Here is an 18,933-nt window from a genome sequence, read left to right as displayed (position 1 = left end):
AAGAGTACGAGAACTAAAAAGAGCAAGTTGAAAATAATACAGGTTAGCCAGAAAAAAAAGAATTTTTCAAGACAGTGGGGGTACCAATTGCAGAAAATTACTTCCTGAAAAAACTTTTTCATAGAATAGTGTTTAAAAAAATAATGGAGGAAGTCTTTAAAGGAAAGGAAAATAGACAAGGTGGAACTAAAGTATACTTGTATTCACATAGTAAAGATATAAAAAGCAAATCAGTGAACGGGGGTTTTTGGAGGAGGTTAAAATATGTTGGATTTGATTATGAGCAATAATGTTTGATTTTGAGCTTTACCCGTTCACCAAGCACATCAGAGGATTAACCAATATATAAACATTTTGGTATGTAAAAAGTATAATACCTTTTTGTGCCAGAATAAAAGAAAAAACTCAAAGTTTTAAGACTTTTTTTCCTGAAATGGTGAGTTAACAGTGAATTAGCACATAATCGAAAGAGTCTGCTATGTAGCTAAAAATAAAAGAGTTTAAAATAGAAATAAAAAGAGTGACAAATATCTGCCAGAGATATATCGTTTTCTTTTTCCGGTTATATCACCAGAAGGCAGCTTTAATCACTTAATATTTAGTGAAAAATCCATTTATATACAAAAGAGCATATAGAATATGGAGCAGATATGCACTTACATGTATAAATGCGCTGAAAAGGAGAAACTTTCACCGGATAATGCTTCAGAAAGCTGAAGGTAAAAATAGAGACTGCAGAAAAATAAAATAGAAGAAATAGAGGGATATGGTATGGTAGAGGGAACTTATAAAAAAATAATGGTTGCGACCGATGGTTCTCAACTCGTCAAAAAAGCGGTAAATATGGCGATTGAGATTTCCAGACTCAGCGGAGCTAAACTTTACGCTGTATATGTGATACTCCCGGCGACCCATTCCGCCAGGGACTTCGGTTGGGAAAAAGCTGCCACGGAGCACTTCCGGAATGAAGGGGAAAGAGCTACTCTTTTTGTGAAGGAGGCTGCTGAGGCTGCCGGAGTAGAAGTGGAACCTGTAATGCTGGAAGGACACCCTGCAGATAAAATCATGGAATTTGCGGAACAAAATGGCATTGAGATGATTGTGATGGGAACACTCGGGAAAACCGGACTCGACAGGTTCCTGCTTGGGAGCGTAGCTGAAAACGTGGTGAGACACTCAAAGATACCTGTACTCGTGGTCAGAGGGGAAGTTCAGGAATAAAAATAAAAAAGTTAAATAGGATAGACAGAAGAGCAGAAAATCAGAACCTACAACATTATTCACTATATCTTGTCGTTCTTGCCAAGCTCGACGCAGGAGAGCGGCCTTTCCCAAAAAGATAAAAAAGAAAAGAGAAGAGAAGCAAAAAGCAATAGCCGAAAAGTAAAAGTGACGTTAAAAGTCCAAAAGGGCTCAAAAAACAGAAATAAATCCTACCAAAAATACTTTTTTCCATGCATTTTTTTATTGTTTTTTTAAATAGCTTTCAAGCCGATTCTTTCATAAGTCTCTCTATCGCTTCCTTCTACTTTTTACTTCGACTTCTTTTTTTCAGGAAGGCCACCAGACAGGCTGGCGGAGGCACTATATATATTTTGGATTCAAAAACGGCTATGAAGACCAAATAAATAATTCAGGGTCATTTGAAGGCGTTTTCCAGAATATCCCCCCGGACAAAATCGCTCAAAAGAGATGGAAAAAAAGTTGATCAGAATTTGGCCAGAAATTGGCCAGAAGCTGACAAGGAGCATAGAAACAGGATCGAATATAGAAACAGGATCGAATATAGAAACAGGATCGAATATAGAAACAGGATCGAATTTCACGGAAAAAGGAGTTGACCTCAGGAGCTTACTCCAGGAAAAAGTTCTTAACGGCAGAACCTTGAGGTCAAAAAACTTAGTTGCTGGCTTCAGGTGTTAACTTTTATCCTATTACACTCATGCCGGAAACCCGGATTGAAGGCGTGATTATGCCTCCGACTTTTCTGACGTCAAAGCCTGCGCCTGTGATATTCTTCAGGAGTTCGAAGGCATTGCCCGAAATCATGAGGGATTTTACAGGCTTGTCCAGGGCTCCGTCTTTGATTGTGAAGGCATTTCTGGCTTCTACGGAAAAGTCCCCGGAAATTGAATTTGCAGTATGAGCGCCGATAATTGTGTTTACGAAAATCCCTGAGGTAGTATTTGCAATAATATCTTCCTGCGGGTAATCGATAACGAAATTTCTGAGCCCTACTGAGGGAGGGCTTGTATAGGAGGATCTTGAGCCGTTTCCTGTGCTTTTCACACCGGCTTTTCCTGCGGTATAGCTGTCATAGAGATAGGTTTCAAGCACACCGTTTTCAATAACTGTGGTATGCTGTGAAGGAACCCCTTCATCATCCGAAGCGGAGGTTTCTATGCCTGCTTCAACCAGCCCATCATCATAAATGCACAGTTCAGGGACAGCAAATTCTTCTCCGAGCTTATCTATCAGGCCTGACCTTCCTTTCTGCACGTTGTCCGCATCAAGCGAAGGAGCAAGTGCTTCTTCGAGGATATCCGAAAAGGCAAATGGATGAAAGATAACATCGGTTTTCTGCGGCTCGATTTTTATTCCTCCCCTGGATTTCAGGGCAAGGTCGGAAGCATTTTTTCCGAGGGCAAAAAAGTCAATGTCAAGGGAACGGGAGATAGCAAAGTCATAGGCTGTTGAGGTATCTCCGTTCACGGTTATTACATCAACAAAGCCGGATACAGCGGTGGACTCTTCTTCGATTTCTATCCCGTTTGTGTTAAGGATAAGCCGTTTGCTCTTTGAACGGGTAAAGCCCCCTGAGGTGGGAAGCGTGCCTGGAACCTCTTTTGTACCTTTTACAAGTTCCACGGCATAGACAATGCATTCTTCGAGCTCAAGGGCTTCGATTTTTTTATCGAAGATGCCTGAGACCTGAGGATATTTTCCGTTGGAAGGAAGAGATACCCAGTCAGGGTCACTTTCCCGGACGCGGGCTTCTGCGACCGCAATCTTTACGGCGTTCTCGAGTTCTTCCGCGGAGTTGGTGCTGGCAAAACCCACTGCACCGTTTACAATGGCGCGGATCCCCAGACCTTCCGAGAAACGGTCTTTAGCGTTCTCAAGTGCGTCTTTTTTGAAATTGACACCTGTTGAGTGGTTTGCGGCGTAATAAATTTCAGCTTCTTCAGCCCCTGCCTGTTCTGCCAGTTTCAGGGCTTTTCTTGCAAGATCGTACACTTTCAGGCACCTCCTACGAGGGCCTTTGAGATGGCGATATGTGGAGAACCGTCAGACACAGGTACAAGCTGCCCGGCTTTTCCGCACCTTCCGGCAGTCATTTTCAGGTCATTGCCCACATGGGTTACATGGTTCAGGATCTCAAGAGTCTTCCCTGAGAGGGAGACATCCCTTACGAGCCCGGTAAGTTCTCCGTTCTTTATAAGGTACCCTTTTTCGGCATTGAACTGGAATATGCCTTCTCCGGTGTTTACCTGCCCGCCTCTTGACCCTACAAGGTACATGCCATTCCTTACTTCCTCCAGCATCTCTTCAAACCTGGAATCCCCATTGTCAATGAAGGTATTGCTCATCCTGACGACAGGCATGGAATAACCCTGAGCCCTGCAGTTTCCGGGAGTTCCCCCGAGTTTGGCTGCGGTTTCTCTTGAGTGGAGATAAGAGTTAAAAATTCCATCCCTGATTATCTCGGTCCTTCTTGATTCGGAACCTTCGGCATCAAAGGGATAATACCCGAATTCATGCAGAGTCGGGTCATCGATGATAGTAACAAGCGGGGATGCAATCTGTTCTCCTATTCTGTTTTCAAGAATGGAATCCCCTTCAAGAACAAGATCACCTTCCGAAGCATGCCCTACGGCTTCATGGGCAAATACTCCTGCCAGCTCCTGGTCAAGTACTACAGGCATTTCCCCTCCTTTGGGGGTTTTAGCCTTCAAGAGCTCAATTGCAGTTTTTCCTGCTTTTCCGGCAAGTTCGAGGGCATTTTCTTTCTCGAAAAGCTCGTAGCCATATCCGAAACGGCTTTCCCTACCTGCCTGGTATACGCCATTTTCCGAAGCAACAGCAGAGACTGCAAAACCGACATTCAAAAGTTCATATTCACGTTCCAGACCTTCGGAACTTCTGTACTGGACTTTGAATTCGGACTCGAGATACATTACCTTTGTACTGTGAACACCTGCAATCTTTGCGTGTTCCTCAATACTCTTCAAAAGGTCTACTTTTTCTTCAATTGCAATGTCTCTCGGATCGATCCTGACTTCAGGAAGATCCTTTACATCAGGAGAAGTTACGGCTGCGAGTTCTACTCCTTCTTTAGGGGTGCTCGAATTCATAGAAAAAGCAAGTTTTGAGGCAGCTTCGACCCCGCATTTAAGGTCGATATCCCCTTCAACAGCCGTATAGCCCCATGAACCTCCGCAGAGGGCCCTTACTCCGGCCCCCCTTGTGAAGTTTCTGGATATTTCTTCGATCTTTCCGTTATCCAGGACGATAGAAGTGGAACTGCCTTCTATCACCCTGCAGTCATAAAACTTTATGTCCTGCATAATGCCTGTCATGATTAGTTCCTGCACCCGAAGAGGTTAATAGCCTGTACGGAAGCGGGTGATACTTCCGGAATATCAAAACTTAGTTTTGTAATATTTTTGAGTTTTTCGATAATTGTGTTCTTTCTTGGACCCACAAGGCTGTGTTCCAGCACTTCCGCAATAGAGGAAACCGGAACAATCTGAATCTTTTCCCTGTATGCCTTTTCGACAAGAACATCTGCTTCGTTAGCTTTGGGAATAATGACTTTCTTCATACCGGCCTGGGCTGCAGCCTCGATCTTGTAGGTGACCCCGCCAACAGGCAGGACATCTCCCCTGACAGAAAGAGAACCCGTCATTGCGACAGTCTGGTCCACAGGGATCCTCTCGATTGCCGAAATAACGGCCGTAGCAATGGAAACCGATGCACTGTCTCCTTCAACACCTTCATATGTCCCGACAAACTGGATATGGATATCATGGCGGGAGATATCAGTGCCTGTCATGTTCTTGATGACTGCGGATACGTTCTGCACTGCTTCCTTTGCGATGGTCTTGAGTTTACCGGTTGCAATAATTCGCCCTTCTGCCCCGGAAAGAGCAGGGGTGACTTCGGATACGATGGGAAGCACGATTCCTGAATCTCCGCCCATAACCGCAAGCCCGTTGACTCTGCCCACAGCAGAACCATTCTTCATGAAGGACTCGTACTCCTTGCGGTGTTCGAGGTAACTGTCTGCAAGCTGCTGTTCGATGGACCTTGCAATCCTCTTTGCCGCAAGCACGTGATCAGGAGTTGTGACCGGAGCCCCTTCGGAGTGGGCAATATCTCCTGCCACACGCACAAGCCCGCCAAGGTCACGGAGCTTCAGGGTAAGGTGGCCTTTCCTGCCTGCACGCCTTCTGGCTTCCCTGATTATTTCTTCTACTGCACCTTCGTCAAAGTGAGGGATATGCCCGTCCCTGACAACTTCCTGGGCAACGAAACGTACCAGTTTCTTCCTGTTCTCGGGAGTGTCTTCCATGGAATCTCGCATGTAGACTTCGTACCCGTAACCTTTTATCCTTGACCTGAGCGCAGGGTGCATTTTCTGTACTGCATCCAGGTTCCCTGCAGAGACCATAATGAAGTCACAGGGCACAGGCTCGGTCTTAACAAGAGCTCCCGAACTCCTTTCGGACTGTCCGGTAATCGCGTATTCCTTTTCCTGAAGCGCGGTCAGAAGACTCTGCTGGGACTCAAGCCTGAGAGTATTGATTTCATCAATGAAAAGCACCCCTTTGTGGGCTTTGTGGATATCTCCGGCTTCTACCCTGTCGTGTGCGGGGGTTTCAAGCCCTCCGGACTGGAAGGGGTCGTGCCTGACATCGCCAAGGAGGGCTCCTGCGTGAGCTCCGGTTGCATCGATATAGGGTGCGTGTTCCTTGTCATAATTTGAAACCGCCATTTTCGGGATCATCATTTCCTCTTTAGGAAGGAACTGGCGGGTTAACATGAGAATCATAATGCCTGCAATGATACCCCAGAGCAACTGGCCGACGAAGTAAGAATAGATGATAATACCCACAACAAAGAGCATCATGAGCATGTTCCGGGCCTGGGCTTTCTTTCTTGCTTCCATCTTGTGAGCCATGACAATTTCTCTGCCCTTCCCGGCCGGAACCTCTCTTATCTTGGGATTGTTAAGGTCCTCCAGGTTAGGATATACCAGGATATCCTTGAGCTCTTCTTTAGGAAGAAGTTCTGCCATTGCCTTTGCAAGCAGGGACTTTCCTGTTCCTGGCGTCCCTATCATCATTATGTGCCGTCTCTGGCTTGCTGCCTTCCTTACGACTTCTACTGCATGTTCCTGTCCCAGTACCTGGTCAATAAGGAGTTTTGGGACCTCTATGTTAGAAGTGTCTTCAAAACGGAAGCCGATATCATCTTCATCTATGTCTTCACTTAATTCAGACTCGGCCACGACCTGAGTAGGCACCTGAGTAGGCTCATCCTTCATCTGGTCGGCCGCAGACGTGTCTACTTTTGGAACAGCCTCCTCAACTTCATGGGCTTGCCTGTCCATATTCTTCGAAGACCCGTCTATGTTCTGATTATTATTATACTCCATGGTTAGCTCACATATTCGAACGTTATTAGATAGACGTTATCTGATCGAGATTATATACTTGACGCTTTTGAAAAAATAACGAACTTAAGGTAGAATAATGGGAAAAAACGGCTGCTACAATAACAGACTCCTAAGTTACTGTAACCCCATCCATACTTCGGCTAATTATATAAACTTGTTGTATATAAAATTAACCTACCACTATATATACAGTATATAGAAACCTTTCATTATATACTATTTGCTGGCTGGATATTTGAGTCGAAAACTTGATCAGAAAATTAATTACTAAATTAATCCCAGGAGGATTTTAAAATATTTTTTACATACTTATGCTATATCCCCTATATATAGTTAAACATCACCCTTACCCGGGACTTTTCATTGAAGGGCTCATCCAGTATCTGTAAAACGACATCGACAGCTATTTAAAAAACAAAGAGGACTTTTCTCTTATGTCCAGAAGCAAGGTAAAAAATCTTCTCCTTCTGAAGCAGATTCACAGTGCTGTAACCCAGATCAAGAAAGGAAAGCTGGATAAAGCCCTCGACACCCTTGATAAAGCCGAGAAATCTGCAAGACAGGCGAAATCCACAGATGCTCTCTACTATATTCTCTTTACTCGCGGAGGTATCCTCTATTCGGCAAAAGAGTATGACCAGGCCCTTGAAACCTATGAGAGAGCCCTCGAAGTAGGTTCCGACCTCCTGAAAACTGATCCGGAGAATGACGATTACCAGCATTACATGGGCACAACCCTTAGCAATACGGGAAATCTCCTTAAAAAGAAAGGAGAAATGGACAGAGCTGCCGGATCCTATTCCCGTGCCCGTGAAATCTATTCGGACCTCATTGCAAAGAACCCTGAAAACGTAGTTTTCCACTCTTATGCCGGAGAAAACCTGAATAACTACGGTGCTCTCCTCATAGAGTCCGGCTCCCGGGAAACAGCCTGTGAAATCCTTAAAGAAGCAGTTGAAAACTATGAAAAATTGTTGGAAGATAAGCCTGACAATCCCGGGTACCAGGCAGAACTCTCAGTTGCGCTCAGCCAGTTAGGAAGTTGCCTCAAACAGCAGGAGCCTGAAAAAGCTGAGATTGCAAAAAAGAACCTTGAAAGAGCCCTTAAAATGCAGGAAAATCTGCTAGCCCAGCAGCCTGAAAACGAAAAAATCAAAGAAGCCATCACCCTGACAAGAGAGAGGCTGGAAGGACTTTAATAATTCGGTTAATTCTGTCATCGGTTTTTCTCACCGGCTTCCCTTAGAGGCTTCTTAGAGGTTTTTCTCCGAAAACAACAGCATATGAACGTAGAGCAGGATCATCAGTCCGACCACAATCCCCCAGATAAACTGCAAAGTAAAATATGAGTAGACAACAATCCCGAGAACGAATAAAGTAATCAGGAAATTTGCCAGCCTGATCCTCCGCTTCACCCCAGGGTCATGCGCAGTTCCGGCTTCGTCCTCATTCAAGTTGCATTCCCTGAAGTAACGCCGCTCCTGTTGCATGAGGAAGTAAAGCCTCAGGATAAGAATATCAATAAATATGCCCCAGAAAAGCTGACCTATGTAAAGGGTGTAGAAAAAGACAGCGGTAAGGAAGATACCAACGAGTATTATATAGAGTCTTTCATATTTGCTTTTTCCAGCATATTTGCTTTTTCCAGCATATTTGCTATTTCCGGCAGTTTTGCTTCTACCCCTGTCTGCATTTTTATCCCTTTTTTGTTTCTCTGCTTCCCCGTCCATGCTGACCCCCCTACATGTCTATAACCCATTTTAATGTCGATAAGCAGCAACATTTTCAGAAAACGTGTGTTAAAGAAAGGTATAGAACTTCGGGCATCTATAATTAAGCTTTTAGTAACATATAAAGGAGTTGGAAAAAAGGGAGAAACAGCGGGAAAAAACACAAGCTATAACATAACCTATAAAACAATAAAAACCCTTTTTTTAATATGCCCGAGAAGCCAGAGAAACTGAGAGAGGAAGCAGTAAAATACTTTAATGAGACCGTGGACCTGATACAAAAAGGGAAGCCTGAAGAGTCCCTTGAATCTCTCCAGCTAGCTGAAAAAGCCGCACAGGAAGCAAAAGATGGAGCCATTCTTTTCCATACTTTAAAAGTAAGGGGTCAAATCCTGCAGTCCGTGGGCAGGCTCGAAGAAGCCCTTGAAACCTATGCATTTTCCTTAAGAACCAGCGAAAAACTCATCTCAGAAGACCCTGAAAACAAACTCTATCTCGATACCGTCCGTCTGAATCTCAACAATATAGGAAACCTTGGAAACATTTTCCAGAGAGTGGGCAACTTTACTTCGTCAAAGCAGTGCTATGAAATTGGCCTCGAAATATGCCAGAGACGGCTTGAGTCCCGGCCAGAAAACGAATTCTACCAGATGTATGCCGGAAATACCTTCAACAACCTGGGAGAACTTCTTTTCAAAATGGGGCGCGTAGAAGAAGCAAAAGAAAAATATGAAAAAGCCCTGAAAATATATGAAAAACTCATTAAAAATTACCCTAAAGACATGGAATACCTCTCAGATAAAGAAATGACTTACAATAATCTCGGAATCCTGTTTTCTGAAAAAGGTAAAAAGGAAGAAGCAAAACAGAATTTCAAAGAATCTCTCGATATTCTGGAAATCCTGAGCAAAAAAGATCCTAACAATAAAGATCTCAAGGAGAAATTAACCTTACGCGGGAAAAGCTTGAAGTGAATTAAAATTTAGTTTCTGCAACCGAATTAAGCGCCCCAAAAAAGAAACTACATTTTCAGGCCTTTTCGCTTGCCTTGTACAGGCCGCTCTCCTTCGTCGAGCGTAAAAAGCTCCGTTAAAGACAGCTAATCCCTCACCCCGGCCAATAAACCACCAAACAAATTAAAAAAAGTAGCAGAAAAGTTTCCATTGAAAACTCTCCTGTTCTTTATTTACGTGAACAGATCGAAAATGCTCCCGAGCATGCTGCTGTCAGCCTGGTAGAATTCGGTGTATTTGCAGCGCTTGCAGGTGACATGGGTGAACTTTTTGTTCTGGACGTCGAGGACTTTGCTGATGAAACCGCCGGTTGTGCGGATTTCGCCGGTTTCGAAGGAGTTATTCCCGCATTTGGGGCAGACAAAATTGATATTTTTGCTCATTTTTTAACCTCACTCTGGTTTTTCAGGTAGTCTGAAGGATGGAATAGCTTTACTTTTACGCTATTTAATATTATTGCAGAACCTATAAATGCAGGTATTCTTTAACAGGGACAAAGCTGCCGGAAATAAATATATTAGAAAAGAACACCTATACAGCATTAGACACATGAAAGTAAAAGCTATAATCACAATCGCCCTGATCATCTCGGCTGCTTTAATGGCTGCAAAAGTATCGCCTGGAGTTAATATGGAGCAGTTCAGAGAAGGGAAGTATATCCATATTGACAGTATGGTAATCGAATTTAATCAGACGGATGCTGATGTCCAGATAAAATACCACCTCAGCCCCTTTGCCCAGGTTTATATGTTCCTGTTCGGGAGCAGGCATCTTGAACCTAAAATAGAGGAGATCTTTTTTGATTTTAAAAACATAGAGGTCCAGAGAATAGGGAGGACCAGTGCCTTAATCCATATAAATGATATTTCCAGACAAAACAATGAATATTACCTGCATGACTCCAGAGAGTTAGGGATGCAGCCAGACATACTTACCCTTGTTTACCCTGATAGGACAAAGCAAAATATCGAACACGCTAAAGCTACTCCGCCAATCTTCTATCTATGAAGAATTTAATCTCAGATTTCAGCGGTTTTCCAAACTATCAGCGACTTTCTTAACTGCTCCCCTGCGCGTTCTTCTGCACCCTCTTTCACGCATGATTTTTGTGATCATTCCTGCCCTTTCATCTCGTAATCCATTATCAACATATCCTCGTCATACTATTTTTTCGGTTAAATTATTTTTTAGAGTAATCATCCATTCCGTACAATCGATTGCCCAGATAAGACAATTTATTGCAGACAATGGCACATAACGGATATTAAGATAGGGTTTCAGGAACATATATTTAGCAAAAGAAACCCAATTTTCTTTGATAGCAATGGGAAGATTCATATTAAAATGTCTGAAATGCGGAAGGGAATACGGCCAGGAATACAGGCTAACCTGTGAAAACGACGACTCCCTTTTACGGGCGGAGTACTTTGAAAAAAGGCTTGAGCTCAGAGACCAGCCCGGAATAGGGAGATTTCATTCATGGCTCCCGGTTCAGGAAGAGCTTACTACCGAAGCCGGGCCCATCACGTATAAAAGCGAAGCCCTTGCGCAGGAACTCGGGCTTTCGAACCTGTACATAGGGTTCAGCGGATACTGGCCTGAGAGAGGGGCTTTTATCAAAACCTGCAGCTTCAAAGAGCTCGAAGCCCACCCGACAATGCAGCTTCTCAAGGAGTCCGGGGGAAAAGCCATTGCTCTCGCCTCTGCAGGGAATACGGGGAGGGCGTTTGCATATGCTTCGACTCTTACAGGAACAGATGTTTACATAGTGGTTCCTGATTCAGGCATTCCGAAGCTCTGGCTACCTGAAGAACCGTCTGATTCCATTCACCTTATCAGTATGACTCCGGGAAATGATTATACCGATGCTATCAACCTTGCAGGAAGGCTTGCAAAACTCCCGGGCATGGTTCCAGAGGGAGGGGCCAGAAATGTTGCAAGAAGGGAAGGGATGGGCACTGTAATGCTGGACGCAGCCGTAGCCATAGGAAAGATGCCTGACCACTATTTCCAGGCTGTCGGAAGTGGCACAGGTGGAATCTCAGCCTGGGAAGCCTCGCTGCGGCTCAGGGCTGACGGGCGTTTTGGTTCAAGGCTTCCGAAGCTTCAGCTTGCCCAGAACCTTCCTTTCGTTCCCATGTACAGTGCATGGCAGGCAGGAAGAAGAGAGATCATTCCAGAAATTGATATGAAAGATGCAAAGAAACAGATAGAAGAGACCTATGCAACTGTGCTTACCAACCGGGCACCACCCTATTCCGTGACAGGCGGACTCTATGATGCACTTGTAGATACGGACGGGATAATGTATGCAGTTACTAAAGAGGAAGCTCTTGAAGCAAAAACGCTTTTTGAATCCCTTGAAGGGATAGATATCCTGCCACCTTCCGCAGTTGCGGCTGCTTCACTGTTAAAAGCCATAAAAGCCGGAAATGTCGGAAAAGACGACATCATTCTCCTGAATATTGCAGGCGGAGGTTTTAAGCGGCTGAAGGAAGACTTTAAGCTCTTCCAGGTTGAACCTGCGGTTACTGTAAGCGGTTCTGATGTTCCACTTGAAGAACTGAACATTTGAGTTCCTGTTCTGTCCACATCTGAGTAATAAAAACCTGTATAAAGCTCTAAGAAAAAGAGAAAACAAGCTCAAGATATATGCATTTAAGAGGTACGTGCATGGTAAACCCGGAAGAAGAAGTAATAGCAATCATGAAAAAAACAGGTATTGACCTTGCTGCAACGCTCCCCTGTGACAGGATCAAGAACCTGCTTCCCCTGGTCTCTGAAAATTTTCCTGAAATCAAATTGACAAGGGAAGAAAACGGAGTGGGAATCTGTGCAGGCATCTATCTTGCAGGCGGGAAGCCCATGATGCTTATCCAGAGCACTGGGCTTGGGAATATGATCAATGTCCTTGAGTCCCTGAACGTAACATGTAAAATCCCCCTGCCTATCCTGACAAGCTGGCGCGGAGTTTATAAAGAAGGCATAGAAGCGCAGGTCCCCATGGGAGTCCACCTGCCAGCAATCCTGGAAGGTGCAGGGCTCGCATACACAATAATTGACGAAACTGAAAAGCTCCCTCTCCTTGAAAATGTGATCAAAGATGCCTTTGAAAATTTCAGGCCCCACATAGCTCTTGTCTCTCCTAAAGTGTGGGAAGCTTCTGACTGCTGTGCCTGGGAAGCGCAGAAGTCCCCGGAGCTGCCGAAGAAAGAAAAGGTCTGCAAATTCCGCATGACACAGAAAGTTCTTGAACCCCGGATGATCCGGAACAATGCGATCTCCGCCGTGGCAGCCGAACTGGACGGAGAAATTACCGTAACAAACCTCGGAGTCCCCTGTAAGGAACTCTATGCTGCCAGAGACCGGGACCTTAACTTTTACATGTTCGGGTCTATGGGACTTGTCTCCTCCATCGGGCTCGGCCTTGCCCTGCGCACGGACCGGAAGGTTGTGGTCTTCGACGGGGACGGAAGCCTTCTCATGAACCCTAACGCCCTCCTGGAAATAGGGAAGGAAGCCCCGAAAAACCTGATCATCATAGCCCTGGACAACGGCGCCTACGGCTCTACAGGCTCTCAAGAGACCTGCGCTCTACGCTACGTTGACCTGGAAATACTGGCAAACGCCTGCGGAATCCAGAACACGCATAAGGTCAACACGGAAGAGGAGCTGGTAGATGTGTACAAAGATTCCCTTAATGCCAGGCAGACCTCCTTTATCCATGTGATCCTGAAGCCAGGAAACACAAACGCCCCGAACATCCCCATGAGCCCTGAAGAGGCCACAAAACGCTTCAAAGAAGCGCTGAACGCAAAAACGCTTTAAAAGAAGAATATCAAAAGAAAAATTTTGTTGATCCTTTATTAACTGATTGATCTATTCCAGAACTCGAGAGAGAATCTTTCGTTTTTTTATCCCTGCGCCGCAGTGGGCCTGGACCAGCCGTCAGCCGGATAAAAACCAACCTAAAAACCGACAACGCAATTAAGAGGAACAATAAGCTGAAGAAATGCCCACAGGCTGAGAGAATACTTTCCTTTACCCCGAAGGTTGCTTCTTAATTCACAGGTGAATACAAGCGCCTTCACCAGCTTGTCTGGCTGCCCGGCAAAAAAAGAAAGAAGCAAAAAGAAACAGGAAATTATCGGTTTCCCCGGTTATTTTATCTGTTTGTTTACTTTTATCTGTTTGTTTACTTTTATCTGTTTGTTTACTTTTATCTGTTTGTTTCCTTCTATCTGTTTGTTTACTTTTATCTGTTTGTTTTTTACAGGCGCACTCAGTCGTTTTACATTTATGGCGTTTATTTTTCTATTTTAATAGCTAACTTTGATTAATTATCTTAATTCTTATTCTCTTAAGTCCTGGTTTCTTAAGTTTTATTCTCTCCAGCTTATTTTCTCCACAGGTTCTTTGAGCCTGAATTTCCCTGCAAGGACCTGTTCTTTAAGTTCCTGTGCGGCTTTTACTGCCCTGGCACGGTCCGACTGGCGCAGGGTTACTTTGATATCTCTGAGACAGCCTCCGGTTGCACATCTGACAGTGCCCAGGTTTGCGCTGAAGGCTTCCCCTCTGCACCTTGAAATACAGAGCCCGCAGTTAAAGCAAAGCTCAGGATTGTGTCCAGCACCATTTTCTCCTTTACTTACGGCATCCATAGGACATGCTTCAGCTACACAGCACACCTTGCAGTCAATGCATTTCTCCGGTTCATATTTTACATCCAGGTCTGTATTATCCCAGACGTCCCCGTAAGTGATCTCACATAGAGGGATCCTGCCTGCAAGGTCTACCAGCTTGAGCGGGATCTGGCTGTCGAGCTTAAGGATATTTTCCAGCATTTCCTGGGAAAGGACCGGGATAGGGACAGCCCATGTGTTGATGATCTCGGGTCCCGCTGAAGTTGCAAAGCCTCCCATGTATTCAGGGGTCATATCATGAAGGTCTGCAAAACCCGTCAGGTTGGGATTATCCGGAGCGCTGCGGGTGCCCTGACCTGTAACAAACCCTTCGGCTCCGTTGATAAGTACCCTTGTCCCGACTCCTATTGTTTCGAGTTTGGGGTCGTTTTCAATCGGGTTTAACTCGCCACAGCCGCAAAAGGTCATCTCCCTGAACTCGCCTTCGAAGGGAAGGGCATGGAAAATGGTCTTAATAGCCTCTTTTCCGGGATTTACGAACGCCCGGTAATTTTTGAAGGCATGCCTGGTTGCATGAAGCCGCGCAAAAGGTATTTCGGAAAGGCTTGTTTCCACTGAAAAGCGGTCGCCTTCGCTTGTGGTTACATCAACAGTAATGCTTTTTCCTTCCACCATCTCTCTGAAAAGGTGTCCGCCTCCGTAGCGGGGATCTGATTTACTGTGAGCAGTCCCGAGTACGATAAGGTCCAGAACCCCAAGTCTTTCGTTAGGGCAGGGCCCAACGACTGCCGGCACCCCGTTCATCAGGACTTCAGACGCCTTTACAAAAGAGTCAGGTTCGGAGACTTTGAACGAGAGAACTGCATAGGTTCCGCTCATGATGCCGCGGGTTGCGGTAGTTACAACATCAATATCTTCAAGCCTTATTTCGTCTCCTGCCCTGACCCTTGAACTGATCTCTTCAGCCGTAAGGACCACAGCCTCTCCGGAATCTATTTTTGCCTGGATTTCCGGGATTGTCCTGCGTATCTCTGAGTTATCCGATGATCCTTTCATATTACCCTCAGCGGAGATATTGTATTCATTCTATTTTAGAGGCATGTTCATTATATTTTAGACGGCACGCTCATTATATATTCGGGATGAAAAGCAGGCACTCTACAATTAATAACCAGTAAACTGGACTGAGAAATAAAATTTTTTAAGGAATATACAAAATTTTTGCCTCTCTGAGAGCTGATTCGAGTAGAAAAAGCCCGAACCACCCAAAACTTATATAAATGATGATGCGTACTATGGTGTTGCACTTCGGTGTGAGAAACGGAAGCAATACACATTGTAGAGGGCTCGTGGTCTAGACGGTTATGACGTCGCCTTGACATGGCGGAGGTCCTGAGTTCGAATCTCAGCGGGCCCACTTAAAATTATTAAAATTGATTAGAATTGATCAAAATTGATCAAAATCTTTCCTGAGATTTTTCAGGAAAGCAAGACTGAAAAAGAACTACCGTCTCTTTTAAGATTTATTCTTAGAAAGCAGATTCGGTGGTATTTCTACGTGCCCAGGTAGCTCAGTGGGAGAGCGCTGCCCTGAAGAGGCAGTTGTCCCCGGTTCGAATCCGGGTCTGGGCACCATAGAAACACAGCACATCAGTAGTGTAGCGGTCATCACCGGGCGTTGCCAACGCTCGAACCCGGGTTCGAATCCCGGCTGGTGTATAGCTTTTTTAGTATCCTTATTTCAAGCAATTCTTTGTATAAGGAGTAAAAACAATACGTATCATATAGGGCTCGTGGTCTAGACGGTTATGACGTCGCCTTGACATGGCGGAGGTCCTGAGTTCGAATCTCAGCGGGCCCACTTAAATCCAATCTGGCAGTTAATTAAAGTTAATAATATTACTGTCACATCTACCTGCCCAGGTAGCTCAGTGGGAGAGCGCTGCCCTGAAGAGGCAGTTGTCCCCGGTTCGAATCCGGGTCTGGGCACCATAGAAACACAGCACATCAGTAGTGTAGCGGTCATCACCGGGCGTTGCCAACGCTCGAACCCGGGTTCGAATCCCGGCTGGTGTATAACTTGTTTTTGCTGATTGGTTTTCATTAATATTACTGGGACTCTTTCGGGCATTTTCTACTTATTACTTAAACTTTTTTCTTAATTTGAGTGCCTTTTGTCAGAATTATCTCTTCAGATCCTTAACTATTATTGAAAAGGGACACGTACACTAAAGAACGAAGTTCAAAGTGCAGGCTTTTCATAATATTATTAGTTTCTGATCAAATATTCTCAAAATAGATTTTAAAATAGTAAATCCTGAGCTTATTACGTCAATGTTTCGAACGGGATCAGTTACAATGTTAACAACTACTTAAATTCAGAAACAAAAGTACACTGCCGTTCTAACAGCTGAAAATGTGAGAATGTTAACCCAAGGATTGTTAACCACAAAGTTAATTAAAATAGAAAATCATTATAATTATTGGATATACATCTCGAAAAGACAAAAGAGTCTGCTTGAAGAGATTATACCCACTTTGTTGCAAACCTGAAAAATCGTAAGGAGATTTTGAACATGACAGGAAAGTTCCAGAAAAGAAATGCAGAAAGGAAAGGCATCAGAAAAGAATATGAACTGGAGCAGAAGTTAATAAAGGAAATTGTAGACGAAATTCAGGTAAGCGGCGGTGGATCAATAGAGTGAAGGTACACATAACAATTCAAGCTGGAGAGATTTCCGAGCAGACCGTAGAAATAGCTGAAACCGCTACCTACGAAGACCTGCTTGATACGCTGGACATAAATCAGGAAACAGTACTTGTATTAAACGGAGGGAATGCTGTTCCTCTTGACGGGGCAATAAGTTCCGATAGACTTACAATCCTTAGAGTTGTGACAGGTGGCTGACCTGCCCTTAAAGGGCAGGATCCCTTCTTTATTACAAACTTCTTTTTCCCCCTTTTTTAGATAGATTCAAGGTCACTTTTGTTTAACTATTCTTCAATAATATGGATCTTCTTAGCCATGCTAAGAATTCGGACTTTTCTATAAATTACTTACTAAGTGGCCGAAACTTGAAAAACCCTGAAAAAAGATTGAGGAAAAATAAAAAGCCCGGACAATAAAAAAGGCCTGTGAAAAGAAGGAAAAAGAACAGAATAACAAAAGAAAGGAAAAGAGCCTGAAAGAGATAAAATCAGATGAGTAAAATATAGAAGGATTTGATTTCCATAATGGTGAGTTCCAGGGAGAACTGTCAGCCATTATGGAGCTAACCCTTTTTTGAGATCCTTTACTTCGAGGGAGTAAGAGGCACCTTTTTGCTCATAACCTTCAGTTTTTTAATTGCTGAGATCGTTGCCTGAGATTCTTTGTAGATTTTATCTTCATAGTAGCTTATGATCTCATCAACAGGGGCTGCGAGGGAATAAATCTTTATCGGGCGCCCTTTACCGGGTTTCTTTTCCGAACGTACATTGACCCAGGACTGATTCCTCATAAGTCTCATTGCAAGACTGACTTCGGGCTGTCTCAGTCCGGTACTTATTTCAATTTCACGGGATGAAGCTTCGTCGACATTCATAAGATATGCCATAGTTGTGGCAACATTCCTTGACATCCCGAGGTTCCGTAACGTTTCAATAAAAATGTGGTCATTTTCGTCCAGCACTTTTACTTCATAGTCTTTCATTATAACCCCTTCATATTCCAATTTTTTATAATTTAGTCTGCCAGCTAAAGAATATAATGGCAATTATTATTCAGACCTTAAAAGGCAGCTTTCATAATCACCTGTTAAAGCTGACTCCAACTTCCAAAGTTTTACACCATATATATATTTATATGGTAACCTATCCCGTTTTAAAACTTTGAATTAAATAAAAAGCGTTTTTTCACAATCTAGCGGATTGTTTGCGTTTTAAGTCCAACAACCGGTTATTAAAAACAAATAAGTATATTTTCATAACCGACTACTAGAGAACCGTTTTATGAAATTGATGGGAAGAGACGTATCAGTTCAGTAATTAAACCTGTATACGTATATAATTAGAAGGTTATTCATCTCCAACAATTAATAATGTACTCATACTATTTAAAGTTGTATATATTAAAAGGGAATTGAAAAACTTTCAACCACACCTGACATTAGTAAATGTAAAAAAATAATCAAACATAAGAGGCATAATAATCCCATGATCCGGATAAAAACCTGAAGGCATCACAACAAAATTATTATAATTGTACTGATCAAAAAAATTAAAGGAAGATACCCGGACAATAAAACGTCAAAGATAATTTAGAAATGTTTATATTCTCATTTCAGCGCAGATCAAAGAATTATCCCGCAAAATAGGAGAAATCTGCAGCTTGCGTCCCGACCTCCAGGAGATTTCTCAGGAAAGCACTCAATCAGGGCAAAAATTAGGAAAAATAAAAGATCTGAAGAAAAAAATTAAAAGATGATAAAAATGATAAAGCTGGAATGAAATAAAAATTCATGGGCTCTTTTTTCCCAGCTTATTTTTCAGAACCTTTCTTATTCGCGGAACTTACTCTAGAGCTGATCCCAAAACTCACGATTAAGCCCCTAAATCTCGAATTTGGAATAATCAATCGATCTTTTGATTGGGAAAATAGTTCTTAAACTCTTATTGATGTGGAAATAAAGTTGGTTTTGGGATCAGCTCTATATTAATTATCCACTCGCTGCGGATTAATTTCTACTTGCTGCTTATCAACTATCTGCTTATTCTATATCAAGTGGCTTTTAGCTAATTTTATCCTTCATAGATTTTAATCACTGATTTAGCCACTCATTTAGATTACTCATTTAGCTCACTAATTTAGCTCACTAATTTTAGCT

Annotated in this window: 17 protein-coding genes and 6 tRNA genes; 16 read left to right on the top strand and 7 right to left on the bottom strand. The window is 43.5% G+C overall.

The genetic code is table 11. From position 1 onward, the window contains the following. Nucleotides 1-74: 74 nt before the first annotated feature. From FXV91_RS00170 to FXV91_RS00160, 3 genes are all read left to right on the top strand, one after another. Nucleotides 75-290 (top strand): hypothetical protein, encoded by a 216-nt coding sequence (locus tag FXV91_RS00170; RefSeq protein ID WP_229387159.1) that lies wholly within the window; start codon nt 75-77, stop codon nt 288-290. Between the two features lie 481 nt (nt 291-771). Then, nucleotides 772-1,221: a universal stress protein gene (locus FXV91_RS00165; protein WP_229387158.1), complete on the top strand. Its 450-nt coding sequence runs from the start codon at nt 772-774 to the stop codon at nt 1,219-1,221. A gap of 471 nt (nt 1,222-1,692) precedes the next feature. After that, nucleotides 1,693-1,923: a hypothetical protein gene (locus FXV91_RS00160; protein WP_229387156.1), complete on the top strand. Its 231-nt coding sequence runs from the start codon at nt 1,693-1,695 to the stop codon at nt 1,921-1,923. Between the two features lie 3 nt (nt 1,924-1,926). On the opposite strand, the gene FXV91_RS00155 is transcribed toward FXV91_RS00160, so the two are convergent. From FXV91_RS00155 to lonB, 3 genes are read right to left on the bottom strand one after another with little or no spacing between them, the layout of a single operon-like run. Further along, complete coding sequence (locus FXV91_RS00155; protein WP_229387154.1) at nt 1,927-3,237, bottom strand: TldD/PmbA family protein; 1,311 nt, start codon at nt 3,235-3,237, stop codon at nt 1,927-1,929. 2 nt (nt 3,238-3,239) lie between these two features. Beyond that, nucleotides 3,240-4,580 carry a TldD/PmbA family protein gene (locus FXV91_RS00150; RefSeq protein ID WP_229387152.1) on the bottom strand — a complete coding sequence of 447 codons (1,341 nt, stop codon included), beginning with the start codon at nt 4,578-4,580 and terminating at the stop codon, nt 3,240-3,242. 2 nt (nt 4,581-4,582) lie between these two features. Beyond that, nucleotides 4,583-6,661, bottom strand: coding sequence for an ATP-dependent protease LonB (gene lonB, locus FXV91_RS00145; RefSeq protein WP_229387150.1), 2,079 nt, complete (start codon nt 6,659-6,661; stop codon nt 4,583-4,585). A 455-nt stretch (nt 6,662-7,116) separates the two neighbouring features. Here lonB and FXV91_RS00140 point away from each other — a divergent pair, with 455 nt between their 5' ends. Beyond that, nucleotides 7,117-7,881, top strand: a complete 765-nt coding sequence (locus FXV91_RS00140; RefSeq protein ID WP_229387148.1) for a hypothetical protein — start codon at nt 7,117-7,119, stop codon at nt 7,879-7,881. 54 nt (nt 7,882-7,935) lie between these two features. Here FXV91_RS00140 and FXV91_RS00135 read toward each other — a convergent pair whose 3' ends face one another. Then, on the bottom strand, nt 7,936-8,412 hold the full coding sequence (locus tag FXV91_RS00135) for a hypothetical protein (protein WP_229387146.1): 477 nt from the start codon (nt 8,410-8,412) through the stop codon (nt 7,936-7,938). Between the two features lie 209 nt (nt 8,413-8,621). Here FXV91_RS00135 and FXV91_RS00130 point away from each other — a divergent pair, with 209 nt between their 5' ends. Continuing rightward, nucleotides 8,622-9,386, top strand: coding sequence for a tetratricopeptide repeat protein (locus FXV91_RS00130; RefSeq protein WP_229387144.1), 765 nt, complete (start codon nt 8,622-8,624; stop codon nt 9,384-9,386). 212 nt (nt 9,387-9,598) lie between these two features. Here FXV91_RS00130 and FXV91_RS00125 read toward each other — a convergent pair whose 3' ends face one another. Beyond that, the gene (locus FXV91_RS00125) at nt 9,599-9,808 is read right to left on the bottom strand and encodes a zinc ribbon domain-containing protein (RefSeq protein ID WP_229387132.1); all 210 of its coding nucleotides are present in this window, start codon (nt 9,806-9,808) and stop codon (nt 9,599-9,601) included. Between the two features lie 166 nt (nt 9,809-9,974). Here FXV91_RS00125 and FXV91_RS00120 point away from each other — a divergent pair, with 166 nt between their 5' ends. The 3 genes from FXV91_RS00120 (at nt 9,975) to comE (ending at nt 13,253) form a co-directional block, all read left to right on the top strand. Continuing rightward, the gene (locus tag FXV91_RS00120) at nt 9,975-10,433 is read left to right on the top strand and encodes a hypothetical protein (RefSeq protein WP_229387130.1); all 459 of its coding nucleotides are present in this window, start codon (nt 9,975-9,977) and stop codon (nt 10,431-10,433) included. 316 nt (nt 10,434-10,749) lie between these two features. Continuing rightward, nucleotides 10,750-12,000 carry a cysteate synthase gene (locus tag FXV91_RS00115; protein ID WP_229388540.1) on the top strand — a complete coding sequence of 417 codons (1,251 nt, stop codon included), beginning with the start codon at nt 10,750-10,752 and terminating at the stop codon, nt 11,998-12,000. A gap of 98 nt (nt 12,001-12,098) precedes the next feature. Next, nucleotides 12,099-13,253 (top strand): sulfopyruvate decarboxylase subunit beta, encoded by a 1,155-nt coding sequence (gene comE, locus FXV91_RS00110; protein WP_229387128.1) that lies wholly within the window; start codon nt 12,099-12,101, stop codon nt 13,251-13,253. 554 nt (nt 13,254-13,807) lie between these two features. On the opposite strand, the gene FXV91_RS00105 is transcribed toward comE, so the two are convergent. Then, nucleotides 13,808-15,124: a methanogenesis marker 16 metalloprotein gene (locus FXV91_RS00105; protein ID WP_229387126.1), complete on the bottom strand. Its 1,317-nt coding sequence runs from the start codon at nt 15,122-15,124 to the stop codon at nt 13,808-13,810. Nucleotides 15,125-15,411: 287 nt separating this feature from the next. Here FXV91_RS00105 and FXV91_RS00100 point away from each other — a divergent pair. From FXV91_RS00100 to FXV91_RS00070, 8 genes are all read left to right on the top strand, one after another. Beyond that, nucleotides 15,412-15,485 (top strand) — tRNA-Val (locus FXV91_RS00100). Nucleotides 15,486-15,628: 143 nt separating this feature from the next. Continuing rightward, nucleotides 15,629-15,703 (top strand) — tRNA-Phe (locus FXV91_RS00095). Between the two features lie 12 nt (nt 15,704-15,715). Then, nucleotides 15,716-15,787, top strand: a tRNA-Gly gene (locus tag FXV91_RS00090). A 68-nt stretch (nt 15,788-15,855) separates the two neighbouring features. Then, a tRNA-Val gene (locus FXV91_RS00085) sits at nt 15,856-15,929 on the top strand. A gap of 56 nt (nt 15,930-15,985) precedes the next feature. Continuing rightward, nucleotides 15,986-16,060 (top strand) — tRNA-Phe (locus FXV91_RS00080). A gap of 12 nt (nt 16,061-16,072) precedes the next feature. Further along, a tRNA-Gly gene (locus FXV91_RS00075) sits at nt 16,073-16,144 on the top strand. 500 nt (nt 16,145-16,644) lie between these two features. Beyond that, nucleotides 16,645-16,773, top strand: coding sequence for a hypothetical protein (locus FXV91_RS19600; protein WP_255420867.1), 129 nt, complete (start codon nt 16,645-16,647; stop codon nt 16,771-16,773). After that, on the top strand, nt 16,761-16,976 hold the full coding sequence (locus FXV91_RS00070; RefSeq protein WP_345945463.1) for a MoaD/ThiS family protein: 216 nt from the start codon (nt 16,761-16,763) through the stop codon (nt 16,974-16,976). Before FXV91_RS19600 ends, FXV91_RS00070 begins: the two co-directional genes overlap by 13 nt. Nucleotides 16,977-17,361: 385 nt before the next feature. On the opposite strand, the gene FXV91_RS00065 is transcribed toward FXV91_RS00070, so the two are convergent. Further along, complete coding sequence (locus tag FXV91_RS00065) at nt 17,362-17,760, bottom strand: transcriptional regulator protein (RefSeq protein ID WP_048126797.1); 399 nt, start codon at nt 17,758-17,760, stop codon at nt 17,362-17,364. Nucleotides 17,761-18,933: the final 1,173 nt, after the last annotated feature.

It is taken from the genome of Methanosarcina sp. DH2 (genome assembly GCF_020804225.1).
Classification (GTDB): Archaea; Halobacteriota; Methanosarcinia; order Methanosarcinales; family Methanosarcinaceae; genus Methanosarcina.
The sequence above is the reverse complement of the archived record's forward strand: the minus strand, read 5'-3'. Positions and strand labels throughout refer to the sequence as shown.